Origin of the sequence: Roseibium hamelinense (genome assembly GCF_007830545.1) — a bacterium.
GTDB lineage: Bacteria > Pseudomonadota > Alphaproteobacteria > Rhizobiales > Stappiaceae > Roseibium > Roseibium hamelinense.
Map to the genome: position 1 here is coordinate 429,556 of NZ_VLLF01000001.1, position 19,325 is coordinate 448,880.

General features: G+C 56.9%; 16 protein-coding genes. 3 read left to right on the plus strand and 13 right to left on the minus strand.

Annotation, left to right across the window (positions count from 1 at the left end; genetic code table 11):
• Positions 1 to 138 precede the first annotated feature (138 nt).
• The 5 genes from lexA to JM93_RS02045 form a co-directional block, all read right to left on the minus strand.
• Positions 139 to 852 carry a transcriptional repressor LexA gene (gene lexA, locus JM93_RS02020; protein WP_145340394.1) on the minus strand — a complete coding sequence of 238 codons (714 nt, stop codon included), beginning with the start codon at positions 850 to 852 and terminating at the stop codon, positions 139 to 141.
• A 182-nt stretch (positions 853 to 1,034) separates the two neighbouring features.
• Positions 1,035 to 5,510 carry a glycosyl hydrolase family 18 protein gene (locus tag JM93_RS21655; protein WP_155197716.1) on the minus strand — a complete coding sequence of 1,492 codons (4,476 nt, stop codon included), beginning with the start codon at positions 5,508 to 5,510 and terminating at the stop codon, positions 1,035 to 1,037.
• 249 nt (positions 5,511 to 5,759) lie between these two features.
• On the minus strand, positions 5,760 to 6,938 hold the full coding sequence (locus JM93_RS02035) for an osmoprotectant NAGGN system M42 family peptidase (protein WP_145340395.1): 1,179 nt from the start codon (positions 6,936 to 6,938) through the stop codon (positions 5,760 to 5,762).
• On the minus strand, positions 6,935 to 8,713 hold the full coding sequence (ngg, locus tag JM93_RS02040) for an N-acetylglutaminylglutamine synthetase (RefSeq protein WP_145340396.1): 1,779 nt from the start codon (positions 8,711 to 8,713) through the stop codon (positions 6,935 to 6,937). The genes JM93_RS02035 and ngg overlap by 4 nt, the downstream gene beginning before the upstream one ends.
• Positions 8,714 to 8,716: 3 nt before the next feature.
• On the minus strand, positions 8,717 to 10,492 hold the full coding sequence (locus JM93_RS02045; protein WP_145340397.1) for an N-acetylglutaminylglutamine amidotransferase: 1,776 nt from the start codon (positions 10,490 to 10,492) through the stop codon (positions 8,717 to 8,719).
• Between the two features lie 85 nt (positions 10,493 to 10,577).
• Here JM93_RS02045 and JM93_RS02050 point away from each other — a divergent pair, with 85 nt between their 5' ends.
• From JM93_RS02050 to JM93_RS02060, 3 genes are all read left to right on the plus strand, one after another.
• Positions 10,578 to 11,054 carry a MarR family winged helix-turn-helix transcriptional regulator gene (locus JM93_RS02050; protein WP_145340398.1) on the plus strand — a complete coding sequence of 159 codons (477 nt, stop codon included), beginning with the start codon at positions 10,578 to 10,580 and terminating at the stop codon, positions 11,052 to 11,054.
• Positions 11,055 to 11,281: 227 nt separating this feature from the next.
• Complete coding sequence (gene msrA, locus JM93_RS02055; RefSeq protein ID WP_145340399.1) at positions 11,282 to 11,800, plus strand: peptide-methionine (S)-S-oxide reductase MsrA; 519 nt, start codon at positions 11,282 to 11,284, stop codon at positions 11,798 to 11,800.
• Between the two features lie 52 nt (positions 11,801 to 11,852).
• Positions 11,853 to 12,341, plus strand: a complete 489-nt coding sequence (locus JM93_RS02060) for a peptide-methionine (S)-S-oxide reductase (protein ID WP_145340400.1) — start codon at positions 11,853 to 11,855, stop codon at positions 12,339 to 12,341.
• Here JM93_RS02060 and JM93_RS02065 read toward each other — a convergent pair whose 3' ends face one another.
• The 8 genes from JM93_RS02065 to JM93_RS02100 all read right to left on the minus strand — a co-directional run bounded on the left by JM93_RS02065 (position 12,342) and on the right by JM93_RS02100 (position 19,297).
• Positions 12,342 to 12,752 (minus strand): DUF3124 domain-containing protein, encoded by a 411-nt coding sequence (locus JM93_RS02065; RefSeq protein WP_170230478.1) that lies wholly within the window; start codon positions 12,750 to 12,752, stop codon positions 12,342 to 12,344.
• A 134-nt stretch (positions 12,753 to 12,886) separates the two neighbouring features.
• On the minus strand, positions 12,887 to 13,159 hold the full coding sequence (locus JM93_RS02070) for an amphi-Trp domain-containing protein (RefSeq protein WP_145340402.1): 273 nt from the start codon (positions 13,157 to 13,159) through the stop codon (positions 12,887 to 12,889).
• Positions 13,156 to 14,505 (minus strand): metallophosphoesterase, encoded by a 1,350-nt coding sequence (locus tag JM93_RS02075; protein ID WP_145340403.1) that lies wholly within the window; start codon positions 14,503 to 14,505, stop codon positions 13,156 to 13,158. Before JM93_RS02075 ends, JM93_RS02070 begins: the two co-directional genes overlap by 4 nt.
• A gap of 22 nt (positions 14,506 to 14,527) precedes the next feature.
• Positions 14,528 to 15,229: a histidine phosphatase family protein gene (locus tag JM93_RS02080; RefSeq protein WP_145340404.1), complete on the minus strand. Its 702-nt coding sequence runs from the start codon at positions 15,227 to 15,229 to the stop codon at positions 14,528 to 14,530.
• Positions 15,226 to 16,332, minus strand: coding sequence for an HprK-related kinase B (locus JM93_RS02085; RefSeq protein ID WP_145340405.1), 1,107 nt, complete (start codon positions 16,330 to 16,332; stop codon positions 15,226 to 15,228). Before JM93_RS02085 ends, JM93_RS02080 begins: the two co-directional genes overlap by 4 nt.
• The gene (locus tag JM93_RS02090; RefSeq protein ID WP_145340406.1) at positions 16,329 to 17,219 is read right to left on the minus strand and encodes a GAK system ATP-grasp enzyme; all 891 of its coding nucleotides are present in this window, start codon (positions 17,217 to 17,219) and stop codon (positions 16,329 to 16,331) included. Before JM93_RS02090 ends, JM93_RS02085 begins: the two co-directional genes overlap by 4 nt.
• Positions 17,212 to 18,840: a phosphotransferase gene (locus JM93_RS02095; protein ID WP_145340407.1), complete on the minus strand. Its 1,629-nt coding sequence runs from the start codon at positions 18,838 to 18,840 to the stop codon at positions 17,212 to 17,214. The genes JM93_RS02090 and JM93_RS02095 overlap by 8 nt, the downstream gene beginning before the upstream one ends.
• Positions 18,833 to 19,297 (minus strand): NUDIX domain-containing protein, encoded by a 465-nt coding sequence (locus JM93_RS02100; protein WP_145340408.1) that lies wholly within the window; start codon positions 19,295 to 19,297, stop codon positions 18,833 to 18,835. The genes JM93_RS02095 and JM93_RS02100 overlap by 8 nt, the downstream gene beginning before the upstream one ends.
• Positions 19,298 to 19,325 lie beyond the last annotated feature (28 nt).

Here is a 19,325-nt window from a genome sequence, read left to right on the forward strand (position 1 = left end):
AGAACAGGACACAACGGGCCGCGCGCAGGCAGAATTCAAACCGCAACCGACATCCGCAACCCGCCAGAAATCCGGAAACGGTGCCCCAAGAAACCGGTTTCCCGGAAGACGGGTCTGCAGAAATCATGCGGCACAGCCCTAGTATTGGCGGAACAGTGCCACCAGCTTGCCCTGGACCCGAACCCGCCCGGGGCCGAAAATGCGGGTTTCATAGGCCGGGTTTGCAGCTTCCAGCGCGATTGAGGCGCCTTTTTTGCGCAGCCTCTTCAGTGTCGCTTCCTCGTCATCGACGAGCGCAACCACGATGTCGCCGCTGTCTGCGCTGTCTGATTTGCGGATTAGCACCGTATCGCCATCGAGGATGCCGGCCTCGATCATCGAATCGCCGCGCACCTCGAGCGCATAGTGTTCGCCCTTGCCAAGCAGTTCGGCCGGGACCGTGATGGAATGCGAATGGGACTGGATTGCCTCAATCGGTACGCCTGCGGCGATCCGGCCCATGACCGGAATTTCCGTCGCGCTTGCCGGTTCCGCCACGACGGGCGCCGGCGCGGGTTTGGGCTTGCCCAGGGAGCCTTCGATGACTTCGGGCGAAAAACTCCCCCTTGGCCGCGGTGCGCCAAGACCGGGCGCAATTGAATCAGGCAGTTTGACCACTTCCATCGCCCTGGCCCGATTCGGCAACCGCCGGATAAAGCCGCGCTCTTCAAGAGCGGTGATCAACCGGTGGATGCCGGACTTCGATCTGAGGTCCAAAGCGTCCTTCATCTCGTCGAAGGACGGCGGAACCCCGGTTTCCTTGAGCCTTTCGTGGATGAACATCAGCAGTTCATACTGCTTGCGTGTCAACATGGTGGCCAGTCTCCGTTGCGGTCCGGCAGTGGTACAAATCAAGAACGTACATTACCTGTTCTTATTGTGTTCTACAAGAGTTAACGGTGCGTTTAGCCTGTTGGCAAAGCGGATTTCCAGCTTGCAGACGAAAAAATGCCGCGGGCTGGGCCCGCGGCATCGAACATTCGGGGAGTATCGGGTCAGAGCACGCTCAAATCTGTATTGCCCAGTCCGATCAGCTGATCGATTACGCCATCCTCTCCAGTGATCGCATCGCTCCAGCTTGGTGCCTGAAGGTTGTCGAGCGACAGATCTTCGGCCTGCAAACCTTGAAGAATATAGGCATGCCCGCCGTTGTTGAGGACGTTGATCACAAGGTCATCGCCAGCTTCGGTGATCTGAATATCGCCCTTCGGCAGGCTGCCGAAGTCGAAACGATCCTCTTGAGCATTGAAGCCGGTGATGGTGCTGACATTTCCCCAGTCCCATGTGATGGCGACGGTATCGGTGCCATCGGAGAGGGCAATGGTGTCGCTTGGGTCTGTGGGAGGGGTTACCGGCGGCACCACCGGGTCGCTCGTGTCGCCTGGATCTGTAGGCGTTCCTGGCTCGTCCGGTGTGGGTATAGTGCCGGAACCTTCGCGAACCTGCCAGCCATCCGTGGTTGCCCCATCCGGGGCTGCCGGGGTCAGAAGGTCCGCCCGGGAAACCAGGCTGACATCATTCTGGTCGATGCCGAACGGTGCTTCGAGATTGTCTTCCATAACCTGGTCGAAGTGGAATTCGAGGTTGGCGGGGATCAAGTCCGCTTTCGACACACCGGTGAAGGTGAAGCTTTGCCCGCTTGGCAGAGAGCTAATCACCAGACCTTCGGCCGTGTCCTCGACCGAAAGTCTTTCACGGGTGCCAAAATAGAGGAAGCTGATCTTCATCGTTGCCGGATCGAAGTTGTCGATCACCTCCGATGCTCCGTATTCGTGAGACCTGACATAGACCGTGTCTGCATCCCTAGGGCCAATGCCTTTTTCCCAGGACAGGACGCCGCCGAGGTCTTGGCGGAGGTGCTCGTTTCCGACAATGCCAAAGTTCTCAATCGACAAGTCGGACAGCTGAACCCCTTGCAGGATCTGCATGTCCGGTCCCCACGGGTTGTCGATCACCGGCTCGCCGTTCGGAGTCATGTTCAAAATGAGCCCATGGACGGAAGCATTGCCGAAATTGATCTGATCCGTGGCCGGATTGAAACCGATAATGTCATCGGATCCGAAGCTTGCATCATAGTTGACACCCCCAAGCGCACTTGTGCCTGAGGTTGGCGGCGGAGAAGATCCGTCATTGTCATAGACAACGTCGAATCCTGTGCCCGGTCCTGGTGTGACAATCACCTGACCGATCAGCGATGCCACTTCGTTGAGTGCCGATTCCTCAGCCACCATGAAATTGGACATGGACAAGTCTGCCAGTTCGACGCCCGTCAGAACCGTGGTGCTGGCAATCGCTCCTGTCGGTGTATACACGGTCACCGTGAGGCCATCTGATGTGTCCACGATCTCCAGGCGTTCGGCGATGACGCCGGCTTCGAGATGCAGCATATCCCCGCGTTGAACATCGAAGTCGGTAATGACCCGTGATGCGCTTTGCGGAGTGATCATGATCATCTGGGCTTCGGAAGGCATATCCGTTCCGCCGTCATGATCGGCGTCGCCGCCATGGCCATTGTCCATGCCGTCGTTACCGTCCATGCCACCATTGTCGGAACCGCCGTCGTTCATACCGCCAAAGTCTTCAACCGTACCCTGAAGGGTCCAAGGTTTACCGGTTCCCGGTTCGCCATTTTCTTGACGCGGGTCGGTCTGAGTCCACCAGTTGGCGAGATAGACCATGCCGTCAACGGCGACGTATTCACCGCCGGTGTAGGTTGCTGAAGCCGCCCACGGCACGATATTGACATCGGTGCTGCCGCCGTTATCGGTGCCACCGTTATCGGTTCCACCGTTATCGGTGCCTCCGTTATCGGTTCCGCCGTTGTCGGTGCCTCCGTTATCGGTACCTCCGTTATCGGTACCTCCGTTGTCGGTGCCACCATTATCGGTGCCGCCGTTATCGGTTCCACCGTTGTCGGTGTTTCCCTCCGGCGGACGGTATGTCCAGCCATCCGGTGCCTGGAAGTCGGACAACACTTGGCCGTCACCGCCAAAGACTGTTTCGAACTCAAGCTGGGAGGCGTTCGCGACATCGGCAAGTGATTTGCCGGATATCAGGATGTCATAGGCCGCCTGCAGAAGACTTTCCGGATCACCCGTCGCATCGTTGGAAAGATCCCAGAACATCATCCCGCCGAGGCCTTTTTCCTGGGCCCATTCCGCCTTCACACCGATTGTTTGGGGTGTTTCGATGGAGCTGAATATCTTCTGGTCCTGGTTCCAGACGAATGCGGCTTGCGCATCATCGTCGTAGTAGAGCTTCCATCCGCTGGCCGGATCCTCCAGTTTCTGCAAAAGATCCTTGTAGTCGTAGACCCCGGCCTCGAAGCTGCCCGGAGCCTTGCCGCCCGCGACCACGCCATGTGCATCGGCCGGACCATTTGCGTCCACGTTTGACCAGGCACGGGTGTACATCGGGGCTCCCAGCACGATTTTGCCGGCCGGTACGCCCTGGTCGAGATATTGATCGACCGCTGTCATGATGTCGTAGTTGGAGCCGGATTCATCGTAGAACCCAGCCTGGTGTCCGGTTGTGTCCTGCCAGGCTCCGTAGAAGTCGTAGGCCATCAAGTTGATGAAATCGACCTGTTCAGCGACACCGGATATGTTGTAGGTCGCGATCTTGTCGTGACCGGCCGGTGAAGCGACGGATATCTGGTAGTACTCGCCGGTCTCCGAACCCAGTGTGTCGAGATCCTGGCGCAGTTCCGCAAGAAAGAGCTCATAGTTTTTGCCGTCGTTTTCAACGTCAACTGCGTTGCCAGGCGCCCCCGGTGAGCCCGGATACTCCCAATCGAGATCGAAACCGTCGAACATCGGGTATTCCTTGAGAAATTCCACCATGGAATCCACAAGCTTTGCCCGGCCTTCTTCGGTTGCAAGCGTTGTTGAGAAATTGCCGGACAGGGTCCAGCCGCCGACGGCCATCATGACTTTCAAGTGCGGATTTGCGTCTTTCAACTCTGCTATCTGGTTGAAATTGCCGCGCAAGGGCTGGTCCCAAGTGTCGGCAACACCGTCGACGCTTTCTTGTGCGGTAAAGGCAGCGTCTGTCGCCGCATAGCTGTCAAACAGGGCAAGCTCGCCGTTTTCGTCGATCTTGGTGAAGGCGTAGATCAGATGGGTCAATTGCTCGGCCGGAACATCGGCGATGTTATAGTCACGGCCATAAATGCCCCATTCGGGGAAATATGCGGCAACGATCGGCCCGTCTGTGCCGGGCGTTCCGCCGGTATCTGGAGTGTCCGGCTGGTCAGGTGTATCGGGTTGATCCGGCGTGTCAGGTGTATCGGGTGTATCTGGAGTATCCGGGGTGTCTGGAATATCCGGCGTGTCGGGTGTGCTGTTGCCGCTGCCGACAAGTGACAGGATTTCTTGAGCCGTCCCATTGTCCTGAATGGTGAAGTTTGCCGGCGACAGGTCACTCAAGGAGGTCCCGGTCAATGTTATGGTCTGATTGTTTCCGGGTATGGAGAAGACAACGCTCCCGTTCACTTCGGTGACCGAGATTTCACCCGCCCTGAACCAGTCGACAAATATCGTGTCAGACGCGGCGTCGAAACCGTCTATGACCGTGTTTGCACCCCAGTTCCAGGTTATGGGCACATCCGCTGTTGTCTTGGTGACGTTTGCGGTTCCGTTTCCGTTCATGTCATTCCCAGGACCGGTGTTCGGGTCGGTGTCGGGCCCTGTGTCTGGCCCTGTGTCTGGCCCTGTGTCTGGGCCCGTATCAGGCCCGGTGTCGGGCGTTCCAAGGCCTTCATCGCCGGTCAGCCGGCTTTCATAATAGGTGATCAGTTCTTCGACGGATGGAGATTCGAACCCACCAAATTGCTGCACATATTTCAAAATAGACGTGCCGTTTTCGTCCGTGCTGACCGCCCCGCTTTTTAACAGATCTGCGGTGCCCCAAGCGCCGCGCAGATGCGCCGCCGCAAGGATGCCCGTCATGGTCAAGGTCACCGACACCTGCTGGCCGTTTTCGGTATAGGTTGCTGTCTGGCCGATAAAGTCGGACAGGCTCTGGCCATTCGCCCCAAGCTGTTCTTCAAGCACTTTCAGATTGAACCCAAAGGCTTCGCGAATTGCGACATCCTGCGCCGCCTTGGTCTTGAATTCGCTGAGCGAATTGATGCCGTTCTTGCCGGTCCAGGTCCCGTCCCACGTGTTGGTGGCCGCGCCATTGCCGTAGAAAACGTCATCGTCATAGTACCCCATGTCGATGAGAAGGGCTTCGCCAAACTGAAAGCCGACAAAACCAAGTGAGTTGGTCGAACGGTAGGCCATGGTTTCCCATTCGCCATCGCTCAGCTGCGACCAGCTTGAATATTGCGGATAAAAGGTCTCCACCGGACCGCCCGCCCATTGATCCAGCTGCCAATCAGCGATGATCCCGTCATCATAGCGAGCCCGGTCCCAACCGGTCTCAAACGCCAATAGCGATGACAGAAAGTCGTCGAAAGTTCCGCTCATTTAAAAGCTCCGTGAGAATTACCCCGTCCCCACGAAAGACGTTTCCAGAAAAAATAGGTGCGAACATTACCAAAAGATTACAGTTTCAAGGCTACGCAAGCCTTAATCGTGCCTTGAAAAAATCATAATCTGATAATTTGAGTATTTATAAAATTTGTAGAAAAAATATACTTAAATAAACAAAATATAATTTGAATTAACATTCTGTAATGGTGGTTTTTGCTTCTTCTGTGCTGCGGTGGCGGCGCGCTAGTTCTGGGCGCCAACCGGTTCTGGATGCGGTTCTTCGGAGTCTGGCGCCAGGTCTTGATCCGCGTCCTCGGTGGGCTGTGTGGTGAAACCCTTGAGGCCGGCGAACTCGCGCGCGTCGCGTTGGATTTCGACCGGGCTCATCGAGTAGCTGGTACACAGTTCGGCCAGCGAGCGCAGGGCGTGCATGTGAATGCGCTCATAGCCGTGGCTGGCATCCACACCGAATGTAATCAAGGCCGTGCGAACATCTGCACCGGCTTCAATCGCCGAGGCAGCGTCCGAGCGGTAGTACCGGAAGACGTCCTTCTGGTGCTTTATGTCGTTGTCCTTGCACAGCTGCACCATTTTGCGGGTCAGGTGATAGTCAAACGGTCCGGTCTGGTCGGCCATGGCGATGGTCACGCCAAATTCCTCGGAGTTTTGGCCGGGAGCCGATGTTCCGTTGTCGATGGCCACCAGAGACGCAATCTCAGGCGTTAGGATGGAGGTCGCGCCATGCCCGGTTTCTTCAGCAATTGTGAACAGCCAAAACGTATCGACCGTGGGCTTTTTGCCTGATTCGACCATCGCTTTGAGCGCTGCCAGCATGACGGCAACACCAGCCTTGTTGTCCAGATGGCGGGAAACGATAAAGCCGTTTTCCAAAAACTCCGTGGCCGGATCGATTGCCACCATGTCCCCGATATCGATGCCAAGCCGGTGAATGTCCTCGACAGACTTCGAATAGGCATCAACGCGCAGCTCCACATATTCCCAGCCGACCGGCAGCTCGTCGATGCCGTCATTGTAGGTGTGGCCCGAGGCCTTGTTCGGCAGGATTGTGCCGCTGTAGGCGCCGCTTTCGGAGAACACCGTCGTGCGGGCCCCTTCAGCGAAACGCGCGGACCAGTGACCGATCGGGACGAGTTCCAAACGTCCATTGTCTTTCAGCGACTTGACCTGAGCGCCAAGCGTGTCGAGGTGTGAGACGAATGCACGGGCCGGCTTGTGCTTTTTGCCAGCGAGCTTCGCGCGGATCGCACCGCGGCGGGTCACCTCGTAAAAGACACCGAGCTTGTCCAATTCCTTGGAGACATGCCGCGCAATTTCATCGGTATAACCGGTCGGACTCGGGATCGCGAGCAGTTGCTCGAGAACCTTGCTTAGATAGGGAATATCAATGGTCATGAGGCTCATGAGTATTCTCGGTTCATGGTGTCGCGGACAGACTGGGGCAGGGACAGCGGGAACAAGAAGTCCACGAAACGTTCTGCGGTCGGTTGTGGCTCGTGATTGGCAAGACCTGGGCGCTCATTGGCCTCAATGAAGGCATAATCTGGTTCGCGGGGGTCTTTGACCATCAAATCTATGCCTGTCACGGGTATTCCAATGGCTTTGGCTGCCCGGATGGCAGCTTCTATCAAGGTGTGATGCGTCTCGCCGGTGACGTCATGAATGGTGCCACCTGTGTGAAGGTTGGCAGTGCGTCGAACGGCGAGCGGTTTTCCGTCCTCGAGTATGGCATCAAGCCCATATCCCGCCTCATTCAGACACCGATGCGCCTCCGCATCAATAAGGATTTTTGATTCGCCGCCCGTTGCTGACGACCGGCGCCGGGACTGAGTTTCGATCAGTTCTTTAATGGTGCTGCGGCCGTTGCCCATAATCTCGGCTGGCCTGCGCACCGCTGCTGCAACAACCTTGTAGTCGATGACGACCAGCCGGAGATCCTGGCCTGTCACGCATTGCTCGATCAAAACTTCATTTGAGTAGTTCCTAGCGACCTCTATCGCATTTTCGATTTCCGCGACCGTCTTCAGTCCGATAGCGATTCCCTTGCCTTGTTCGCCGCGGGCTGGTTTGACAACGACCGAACCGTGTTGTTCCAGGAATGCAACCAGATCTCCCTGATCCGCCGTTATCTGGTCCGGAACGGAAATGCCTGCCGCGCTGACGATCCGCTGGGTCGTTGCCTTGTCATCACAAATCGACATCGCAACAGCCGAGGTGAATTCACTCAAGGATTCCCGGCAACGTACTGACCTGCCGCCATAGGAGAGGCGGAAAAAGCCACCCTCGGCGTCTATGATCTCGGCCTGGATGCCACGCCGGCGTGCTTCGTTGACGATGATTGTCGCATATGGGTTCAAGGTCTCTTCGACGGCCGGACCCGCGAACAGGGATTCGTTGATCATGTTTTTGCGTTTGACCGTGAAAAACGGTACCCGCTCGAAGCCGATTTTCTCGTAAAGGGCGATCGCCTGGGTGTTGTCGTGCATGACGGACAGATCCATGTGCGGATTGCCTCTTGCCTTGAACACTTCCGACAGACGGCGCACGAGCGCTTCGCCAATGCCCGGGAACCGTGCTTGCGCCGAAACGGAGAGGCACCAAAGGGAAGATCCCATATCCGCACCATTTGTCGCCCGTTCATGATCGATGCCCATCGCTGTGCCAACGATCGTACCTGTCTCGTCCTCCTCGGCCACTAGAACCGTGATCATGCGCGGATCCAGTTCCGACCAGAAGAACTCCAGCGGAATTGGCACCATGCCGCGGCTTGCGTAAAGCGCGTTGATCGCCTCGGCGTCGCTGCGCGATGACAGGCGCCTGATTGTGAACCCCTTCCGCCGGTTGCGGGCAGGCCGGTAGGTGGCCAGGTTCAAACGGTAGGTGTGCGAGGGGTCGAGAAACAGTTCCTGCGGCGCCATGCCGACCACAACATGCGGATCGCGTACATAGATGGCGATATCGCGCCTGTCCGGCTGTTCTTCGCGGAGAACTTCGACAAGACTGTCCGTCGCGGCAAACGTGTTGCCGAAGATCAGCCGGCCCCAGCCGCAATTGACGATCTGATTGCGCTGGTTCTCGCTTTCCTCGCCCCGGTACTCCGGCTTCATGCCATGCTCGCGCATGCGCTTGAGCCGGTGGCCCACCGCTTTTTGGCGTTTGGGCGCCTGATTGTCAGACATGGATCAGACCTCCTGAGCCTGAAGCCACATTTCCAGGAGCGCCACCTGCCATAGTTCCGATCCCCGCAGTTTGGTGATGTACTTGGTCGGGTCCGCAAACAGCTTTTCAAGATAAGAGGTGTTGAACAACCCCCTTGAGCGGGCTTTTTCGTTGGTCAGTGTATCTCTGACCAGATCGAGATAGTCGCCTTGAATGTATTTCAGGGCGGGCACGGGGAAATACCCTTTCGGCCGGTCGATCACGGCGCTTGGGACAACAAGACGCGCTGCTTCTTTCAAGACGCCCTTGCCATCATGGGCGAGCTTATGTTCCGCCGGAATGCGGCCCGCCAGCTCAACCAGCTCATGATCGAGAAACGGCACGCGCGCTTCCAGGCCCCAAGCCATGGAGTGGTTGTCCACGCGCTTGACCGGGTCGTCGACCAGCATGACATTGGTGTCCAGCCGCAGGGCTTTGTCGACCGGGTCTTCCGCGCCAAGTTGCTTGAAGTGCTCTTCAACGAACGCGAGGCTTTCGTCCCGTGCGCACCGGTGTTCGGGCGCGATGGCCTCGGTCATCTGTTCTTCGGTACGGTCGAAAAAGGCATTGGCGTAGTCTGCAGCCGGGGCATTTGAACCGGTCAGTTTCGGATACCAATGATAGCCTGCGAAAACCTCATCGGCACCCTGGCCGGACTGGACGACCTTGATGTGTTTGGAGACTTCGCGGGAAAGTAGATAAAAGCCGATATTGTCGTAAGACACCATCGGCTCCGACATGGCCCCGATTGCGCCGGGCAGGTTCGACTGCAGTTCGGAAGAGGGGATGAAGATCTTGTTGTGATTGGTGCTGTAATGGTCGGCGATCAGATCCGAATACTGAAATTCATCGCCTTTTTCCCCGTTTGCCTCTTCAAAGCCGATCGAGAACGTTGCCAGGCCCTTTTGGCCTTCCTCGGCCAGCAGACCGACAATCAGACTGGAATCCACACCGCCCGACAATAGAACACCGACCGGGACGTCTGCGACCATACGTCGGCGGACAGCGGTGCGCAGGCCGTCGAGCACCATATCGCGCCACTCGTCGGCAGACCGGTTGATATCGTCTGACGATTTTTCAAACGACGGCGCCCAGTACGTGAAGTCTGAAGATGTTCCATCCGCCTCGAAGCTGCGGACCGTTGCTGCCGGCATCTTGCGCACGCCGTTGAGGATTGTCCGCGGCGCGGGCACGACCGCGTGCCAGCTCATGTAGTGATTGAGCGCAACCTTGTCGATCGACGTGTCGATGTGACCGCCGGCCAGCAGTGCAGGCAGGGACGAGGCAAACGCCAAACGCTTGTTGGTTTCGCTAAAATAGAGCGGCTTGATGCCAAACCGGTCGCGCGCCAGGTGCAAACGCCCGCTGTCATGTTCGTGTATCGCGACAGCGAACATGCCATGGAACCGGGAAAAGCAGTCTTTGCCCCATTCCGCCCACGCTTTCAGAATCACTTCCGTGTCACTGGTGGAGAAGAAGGAATAGCCCTTTTCTATGAGCTCTTTCCGCAGATCCTGATAATTGTAGATGCAGCCATTAAAGACGAGCGACAGACCAAGCTGCGGGTCCTGCATCGGCTGCGCGCCTTGGTCGCTGAGGTCAATGATTTTCAACCGGCGGTGACCGAAAGCAACCCGCCCGCGCATGGTAACGCCCATTGCGTCCGGGCCGCGTGCCGCCATGGCTTGTGCCATGCGGTCAACCCGTGCCGTGTCTGCCTGTTCGGTTCCGAAAACGACTTCGCCGCAAATGCCGCACATAGATGAAAATTTCCTCGTTCCAAAATGATTGCGCCCACTATATAGACCTCTTATCATTAGAGTTCAAATGATCAGAGCTGAAATAATGGACAGTCACGATGCAGCCCGCATTTTTAAGGCGATCCGCCGTATTGTCAGGGCTATCGACTTGCGTTCGCGAGAGGTTTCGCGCGCGACCGGATTGACGATCCCGCAAGTTGTGGTGCTGCAAGGCATCGCTGATTTGGGGGAAGTCACGACAAAAGCACTCTCCGACCACGCGGACCTCAGTTCCGCAACGGTGGTTACGATCCTCGACAAGCTGGAGGACAAACGCTTGATTGAGCGATATCGTTCCAAAGAGGATCGCCGGGTTGTGCATGCAAGACTCACCGGCGAGGGGGAATCAGCAGTCCAGGCACTGCCGTGGTTGCTGCATGAAGAATTCCAAAAGAAATTCGCCGCGCGCGACCCGGAAACACAAGCCATGCTGATCGCCGCTATCGCTGAAATTGCCGATATGATGGATGCGCGCAACCTAGACGCGGCCCCAATTCTGACGACGGATGATGTGCCGCAATAAGCCTCTTGAACGCGGCACCGGCTTGAATTGGCTTCACCGAGTGTGGTTTGCATCGACCGTCCGGTCACGCGCAGGGCAACAGCTTGTGAGAAGCTGTGACGCACTTGCCATCCGGTGAGTATGTTTTGTGCGCTGATGTTACCTATATTGTCGGCGACGGGGTTCGAAGCGAACCGGTCATCTGACCTGGGACTGGCTCGCCGGACCGAAACATTGGAGGGCTTAGTATGACACACAACCAGCAACGCGCCGTTTTGGCCGGCGGATGCTTTTGGGGCATGCAGGATTTGATCCGCAAGCTGCCGGGCGTGATCAGCACACGCGTCGGGTATACTGGTGGAGACATCGCAAACGCCACATACCGAAACCATGGCACCCATGCCGAGGGCATCGAAATCATTTTCGATCCCGAAAAGACCAGCTATCGCGACCTTCTGGAGTTCTTTTTCCAAATCCACGACCCCACCACCTTGAACCGGCAGGGCAACGATGTCGGCCTGTCTTACCGTTCCGAGATCTTCTATGTCGATGAGACGCAGAAACAGATAGCGCTCGATACGATTGCGGATGTGGAAGCGTCGGGTATCTGGCCCGGCAAAGTCGTCACCAAAGTATCTCCGGTTGGTGATTTTTGGGAAGCCGAGCCCGAACATCAGGACTATCTGGAACGATACCCTAATGGCTACACTTGCCACTTCCCACGGCCGAACTGGAAGCTTCCGCGCCGGGACGGCCAGGCGGCGTAACTCGGCCACCGCCCGCAGCTTTAATCTGCTGCGGGCATTGAAGGGCAGTGTCATGACAGTTCGAATTGGTTTTGGCGGTGGCTGCCACTGGTGTACCGAGGCAGTGTTCCAGCAGCTGCGAGGGGTTCTGTCGGTCGAGCAAGGCTTTATCGCAAGCGCTCCTCCGGCGGATATACATTCCGAAGCCGTGATCGTCAGCTTCGATCCGCATGTGATTTCAGTAGAGGTTCTTGCGGAAGTTCACCTGCGCACGCACGCAAGCACGGCTGCCCACAGCATGCGTGGGAAATACCGCAGTGCGATCTATGCCTTTGACGAAGGGCAACAAGAAGAAACATCGGCTCTCGTTGCGAAGCTGCAACCAGACTTCGAAGGGGCTCTGATCACTCAAGTGCTGCCGTTCGTTTCGTTCAAGGCGTCCGACGAGCGGTTTCAAAACTACTATGCTCAAGGCCCTGACCGGCCGTTTTGCACCCGTTACATCGATCCGAAACTTGATCTCCTGCGCATCCAATTCAAACGGCACCTGGCTGTCGGCTGATCAATTCCCGGCTGGCGCTTCATCCACTATGTCAGCCTTTATGATTTGACCACGAGACGCAAAGCTGAACGCCTGTGTTCCCGACCCGCCCATCATCACCGCTTCGGCAAGGGGTGGAATCGTGGGAGATTCAGCTTGCCAGGTGAGCACAAAATTTGCGCCGATGCCGCCGGTTTGGTCGTTGACTGGCACAAGGTAGGATTGGGATGCAAACGGCTGCAGCGTGACCGGAGCATCGACAAACGCTTTCAGTTTCTTTCCGGTGTGATCGTAGTAGTCGACAGAGGTCAAAGTTACGGAAACGGCGTCGTCAACATTGTGAAACACCAGCGTTGCCGCCGTCAAAACCCGCTCCTGACTGCGAAGATTGACCTGCGAATATGCAGGCACATAAACCGTTGCGGCGGTCATGCGCGTCAGGCAGTTTCCGGTTTGCTCGCAGGCTGTTGCTGAGCCGCCGCCCGGAAGAAATGCCGTTAGGGGCACCAACAAAGCCGCAACATGAAGGTAACGGAAGGTTCGTGGTCCTGGCCGGCATTTTGCCATCACGCTTTCACCTTGAGCTTTCCAGTGTCTTTCTTGCCATTGGTCTCCGGCGTCCAGGTGACGCGGACATCGATCCGGCAACGGTTGTCATCGTTGGACGCGGTTACCTTGAGATTCATCAAACCGTCGGGCTCAAGGACGATGCCGCCCTCTTCGTCGGAAAACGAGATCTCGCCCTTGGCGATCCCCTTCGAGATTGCGTTCAAAAGCTGCTGGATAGATTTTTTGTCCTGCAGCGACTCGTGCCGGAACCGGTCCTTGCGTTCCATCATGACTGAAGAATGCCCTTCGCCCCATGAGCCGCCGGATTGAACACTTTAGCGTGCGGAAAGTCCCGGCTGAGCCCGACAATATCTCCTGATGGATAAATGATTGTGCAGCCGGTGCCAATGCCGTCCAGACCTTCGGATTTTCGGGAATGCCGGTCGAGCGTGATGTCTCCTTCAAGATGAAGCAGGCCCTGCATGGATTTCAGCCGCTGGCCCTCGGCCCGGTTTACATGGCCATGGACCAGAAGTTTCACGCCGCTGTCGTGAAGGTGCCGGACACCTTGGGCGGTCAGTGGTTTGTCGACAGGACGGTATTTCGTACGCATCAGATTGCCGATGCTGCTGGAATAGAATGTAAATGGGTTTTCCCGGCTTTGCTGCTCGAAACGCCGGTTGATACCCTTGGCACCGGTTTCCGCCAGTTCCCGGGCCATGGCATCGTCCATGCCAGCGTGGATGAATAACAACGATCCGGCCTGATACAAGGCCTTCATCTCGCGGTAAAACCAGCCATAGGGCCCATGGGGGTCGAGAAACAGGCTTTGGCATTTGGCCGCTGCGACATAGAGCTGGCGCATGTTCAGGCCGGCGTTTTCGGCAGCTTCCTCAAAATTTCGAACTTTCTTGCGCAGCCGTTTCAATTCTTTTTCTATTGCCGCTTCATTAAGGTAGTCGGCGGCTGCCACGCGGAAGTGCCGTTCCCACTTGGCGCCTGGAAAGATGCGGTTTCGGCACTCTGCAATCTTTGGAGCGGTTTTCAGGTCAAGGTCGGGATCGACATGAAGGTCGAACACCTCCCTTAAGAGCGGCAGCACCTTGTTGCCCATGCGCACGAACATATGCTCGTTCAGCGGTGTGCGTTCGCCCACCAGGGCCCGGACCCCCAGCAGCAGACGAAGATCATGATTGCCCGCCAACAGCCGGATCTCAGCACCGAGATCCATGACCCGTTTGATTGCGTGGAGGAGATCAAGGTTGCTCGGGCCTTTGTCCAGGCAGTCGCCACCGATAATGATCAGGGCAGACCGGCCGAAGGCTGTCAGCTCCAGTCCAGTCAAACCCTTGCCGTCGCGGGTGAGGGCGCCTGAAGCGATCAAGGATCGCAGAAAACCTTCTGCATCGGCATGAAGGTCCGACACGAACACCACCGGCCGGTCCGGCCAGTCCCACGATCCGATCGCGTTGGTCGATAAAACACTCTTTACCAGCTCGTCGGCTTGATCCGCGTCGCGTCCGCCCGAATGGGGATCGGTCAAGGGCCAGGCTATGCAGCTTTGGGGGACGCCCAATTCGGCGCGCTCGTGGTCTTTCAGGCGGGGCAAAAGCGGGTGCCCAACATCAGGAAACATGTTTTCAACTGCCTTGATCGGGTCAATCGACCGGGGTTTCGTTGACCTTGCGGGGCTTCCATTCCCCGCAAACATGAGTCCAGCTGCCGGAAGCATCACGTTGCACACAAACCGGCCGCGCGTGGTACATGCTGAGCCGGGTAATATCTTCCTTTCGCAAAAGTCCCATGACAGTCGCCGCATGGCGGATGCTCGCGCCATGCCCGACAAAGATCTGTGCTGCGGGTGGCGTGCTGTCCGGTAGCCCATCAAGGGTGGTGTTGATCAGGCTGGCAACCCGGGCTCCGGCATCATTCAGGCTCTCAGCTCCTTGAAATGGCAAGCGAAAATCACTTTTCGACTTCCAGTCCCGGGGCAGCGCTTCATAGCGCGGATCACTTGCAACGACGGCCTCGATCTCTCCAGTCGTCAAGTTTGCCACTGCTCCAACGCTGCGTTCCGCGAGCGCTTCGTTTTCCACAATTTGCATATCCCGGCTAAGTAATTTGCTCAATTCAGCGCCGAGAATCGTGGCTGTTTGGTATGCTCTGAGTTGTTTTGAGCATATAATTCGCGCATTGATGGTGATTTTTCGATGTCGAAAGAGGGCAAAAACCTCTTCCGCGCATTTTTTTGCCTGGCCGGCTCCTTTTTCCGTCAACGGAAATGGCTGAAGTGCACTGGGTGCGTCAATTCGTTGATGGTAGTCGCCGTGGCGAATAAGAATCGCGATTCGGCTGCTCATACGGGCTCTGGCGCCTTCAATAGCCGGGCGCCGGCCGCGTAAACGGCTTCAAAATCGATTTTGCCGGACACCTCCTGGATTTTTACGCCCTTTAGAGCGGCGATATAGCCAGCGGCGTCGACATGCTCGTCATCCGTCCAGAAAATGCCATCTGGTTTGCAATAGAAAGGGCCGGGGTTTTTCATGATTGCGGACAACAGATCTGGCCGTTCCGCGATGTTCACCTCGATGAATTGCGTCGGCTCGTCAGTTTCACGCGACCAATTCAAAACCCAAAAGTCTGTCAGTGCGGTTTGATGCGCAATCCGGTTCGGGCCATAGACCTCGTCGACAAAAAGATCGTATTTCTCTTCAAGCTGCCACAGCTCTTCCTGGGGCATGGACAGCAGAGTGTCGGTCCGTTCGCTGCTGAGCATGCCTTTCAGTCTGGGATTGGTGACGATCGTGCCCGGATTGATGCGCGGTAGTTTCGGAATGCCGAGAGCCTTCGGGAGGGGGGCATCGGCCCCAACCAGCAAACGGTCATTGGTGACGTAGCTCGCGCCGTCGAGATCCATGAGGCGCAGCATTGTGGTCGATTTCCCGCCGCCGGAAAGCCCGGCAATGGCCAGCGTACGGGTTTCGCAGGCCACGGCGGCGGCATGACAACCGACCCAGCCTACGCGTTGGTAATGATTCAGGATCTGCGTATTGATGAAGTTGATGACCTGGTTGGGATGCGCACTGGTCGGACCGAATGCAAGGCGCCAGGTTGCCGACTGCAGGAATGTAACGCCCGTGCGAACCTTGAACACCATACGGCCGTCTTCAAGATCCGCGATTGCGTCCTTGCGGCCAGTTTTACCCGGTTCGCGGGCCCAGTCCTTGTAATCGACATGGAATGGCAGAACGGCTTCGCCGAAAACATGAACAGTCATATCGGCGCTCTCGCAGTCACTGATGACATGGCCGAAATACCGCCGCAATTCTGCGCAAAGGCTATCGTTTTCGAACAGGCAGTCGAGCGTCAATTCACCGACGCGGATGGTAAATCTGTTCGGGGTTTCAGAAAGGCTTGCCGGGTTGAGGGCATCGACCAGATCCTGGACGGTTATCGCGCTCATGATGTGACCTTCTCTAAAACGTAGTCGGCATAAAGGGTGGCAGCTTCAAGTCCGGCTCCCTCCAGCGCCCCTTTGAATCCACCGAATGCAGAAACTTCAAACACGATCGGCCCGTCAGGTGTCAACGCCACATCGACGGTGGTGAAATCAAGCCCAAAGGGTCGCTGCGCCTTTTCTGCAAGTGCGATGAGTTCTTTGTCCGGCTCAAAAGGCGCGTATTTGCCGCCGCTTTCGATCGTTGTGTTCCAGGTGTCTGTCTGGGAAACGCGCGCATAGGTGCCAAGATACCGGCCACCCAGGAACACCATCCCCAGATCCTGGCCCGAAAGATCGGCCTTCTGCTGGATATACATGACCGGGTTTTCTTCCGAAAACGATGCGATTTCTCGCTGAAGGTCCGCTTCAGGGCTTGAGGCTTCAAGCACACACATGCCGCGTGCTTTGGTCGAAAAAAGCGGTTTGAAAACGGCGCTGCCAAACCGTCTGACAGCCTCCAATGCCGCCGCGCGGTTTTCGGTTACGATCGTGTCCGGCATCGGGATACCGGCGTTGCGCAGGGAAACCGTACAGCTCAGCCGGTCAATCAGCCTCAAAATGGCGGTCGGATTAGAAAAGATCTGCACACCCCGGGCTTCCGCAGTGCGCAGCATTTCCAGCCGGTCCAGCGTATGCGGGCAGTACTCCTGGCTGATTTTCTTGATGATCAGCCCGTCGAACGTGCTGAGGTCGGTGTCTCCGTGCCACAGGGCGCCAGTGGCAAGATCGAGGGAGACGTCGGCCATGTCGATCACGTGGCGGAAGCCGGTTCGGGCCTCGACTGCATCGCACAAGGTCTCCGTCGACCATTTGCCGGGGATCCCGACCACACCGATTTTGACGTTAGTCAACGAAGATCTCCTTGATCGGCAGTTTGAATTTATGCTCGTCCCCGGCAGGACAGGCAAGGGCACGCTCGATCAGGTACCGCGCGCGCAAGTGCATGCGCCGGGCGTGCGACTTGTCCAGGATGAACCGTGTTGATGTTTCAAAGGAGCGGGCAAGGCCGAGGCAAAGGCGGTAATCGAACGTCGTGTCCTGCTGCTTTTTCGCAAAGGCGCGCACCAGTTTGTAAAATGCGCGAGTCACAGACATGATCCGTCTGCGGACGGGAGCTTCAAAAACCTGCAGACGGTAGTTCGACACCATGAACACGGAAACGTCCTGCACGTAGTCCATGTATTTTGATCTGTGCAGGTCGATAAAGTGAATGCGGTTCTCGTCCGGGTCGTAGATGATGTTGTCGATGTTGAAGTCGCCATGAATGTAGACGGAAAATGGCGCCTTCACGGATTTCTCCCGTTCAGCCGCTTCTGCGATCAGATCCTTCATCGCCGGCAGCTGCACCCCGTTGAGGTCGACCAGTGACCCCTTGAAGGCAGGGTGCACACGGTAGACTTCACCGATCCGCTTGGCCAGCTGCTGCATGCTTCCAAGGTCAGCGGGCTGATCCGTCCTGGTCTGCTGCCAGATATCCTTCAGCGTCTTGCCAAGAACCGACAGGGTTTTTTCGCACAATTCATCGGTCTCGTTCAGGACAATATTCTCGAAGGTGAGCCCGGGCAGATGCTCGATCAGGAGCGCCGCGGATTGATCGCGCTTTTGATAAGCAAGGATTTTGGGCGCAAGACCGGGATAGATGGAGTGCCAGCTCTCGACGCCTTCGCGTTCTTCCTTCACCTTGCGTTTCTCGCCGTCTTTGAAGACAGCCGTGACCTCATCGGTCTTTTTGTCCGTGATGGCTGAAATCGCGCTGCCCGACCGGGTTTCCGCGATGGTCTCGACCTTGAAATCGCCCTGGCTTTCCAAGTCCGACATGAGACCCTGGAGTGCAAAATAGCGCTCAAAATTAACCGCCTGGCCGATGTTGGCAGAGATCAGCGCCTCGCTAATGGATTGGAGCGAGTCGCCCATCCGCTGGATTTCGCTGGCCACCAGAAGGCTATGCGCCAGGTCTTCAGGGGCATCTGCGCCGTTCATTTGTGCCGTGTAGCCCAAAAACAGCTTCTTGTAGTCCTTTTCGATGTTTTGCCGCAGTCGGCCGATTTCAAGCGCCTGGTCCGTGTTGTGATCCAGAACGGCCGGCTCGATGTGGGCGACACCCTTACGCACCATGTTGATGATCGGCGGATAGCGCTTCGGAAAGAGCGTCTCGAAAATCTCGATATTCTCCGCGTGGCGCAAACACTGCCGGCTGAGATTTGCGATCCGCTGCAGATCCGTTGCGATGAACTCCAGGCTGCGCAACGTCAGATGGCGCCGGTTCCCTTTCTTGGAGGCTGACAGATGCCGCAGGCAACCTGCGTGGATTCGCGTCTTCAGATTGTGCGCGTAGCCCGCTCGGTCGTAGATTCTCCGAGCAACCGATAGGGACGGGTTCTTGAAAAACGTTTCCAGCTGGGACAACTGCCCATCGATTTCCGCGCACAGGAAATGAAGGTTCTCGCGGATGGGCTTAGGAACGCTATTCATCGAAACAACCAAGATAGAGCGGAGCGTACGAGCTAACGCTCCTTCGAAACAGATTTGTGACATAGGACGGGCGCAGCATGTCCGCCTTGTCTGTAGAGAGCCACAGCGTCGCCACTTGAGAGGGATCGGGATGATGACCCATTTGCGGGGTGTATCCGTCGTCGACGCTTGCGGCAAAGACAAAATCCAGCTGATGCGCCCGGATCACCGGATTCGTTTTCAATCGGAATACCTCGGCCACATGGATCAGCCGGTCAATCGTGATATGGGCACCAATCTCTTCCAAACATTCGCGATGGAGCGCGTCCACGAGGCTTTCGCCGGGGTCCTGCTTGCCACCTGGCAAGGTGTAGTAGTGCCCTTTGATCGGGTGCCGTTTTTCCTGAACAAGCAGTTTGTCTGCCTTCAGAATAAAGGCTCGGGGGGTGGAGCGGATATCGGGGGCAAACTCTTGCATTTTTTAGAGAGACCGTTTTGTTAAGCTC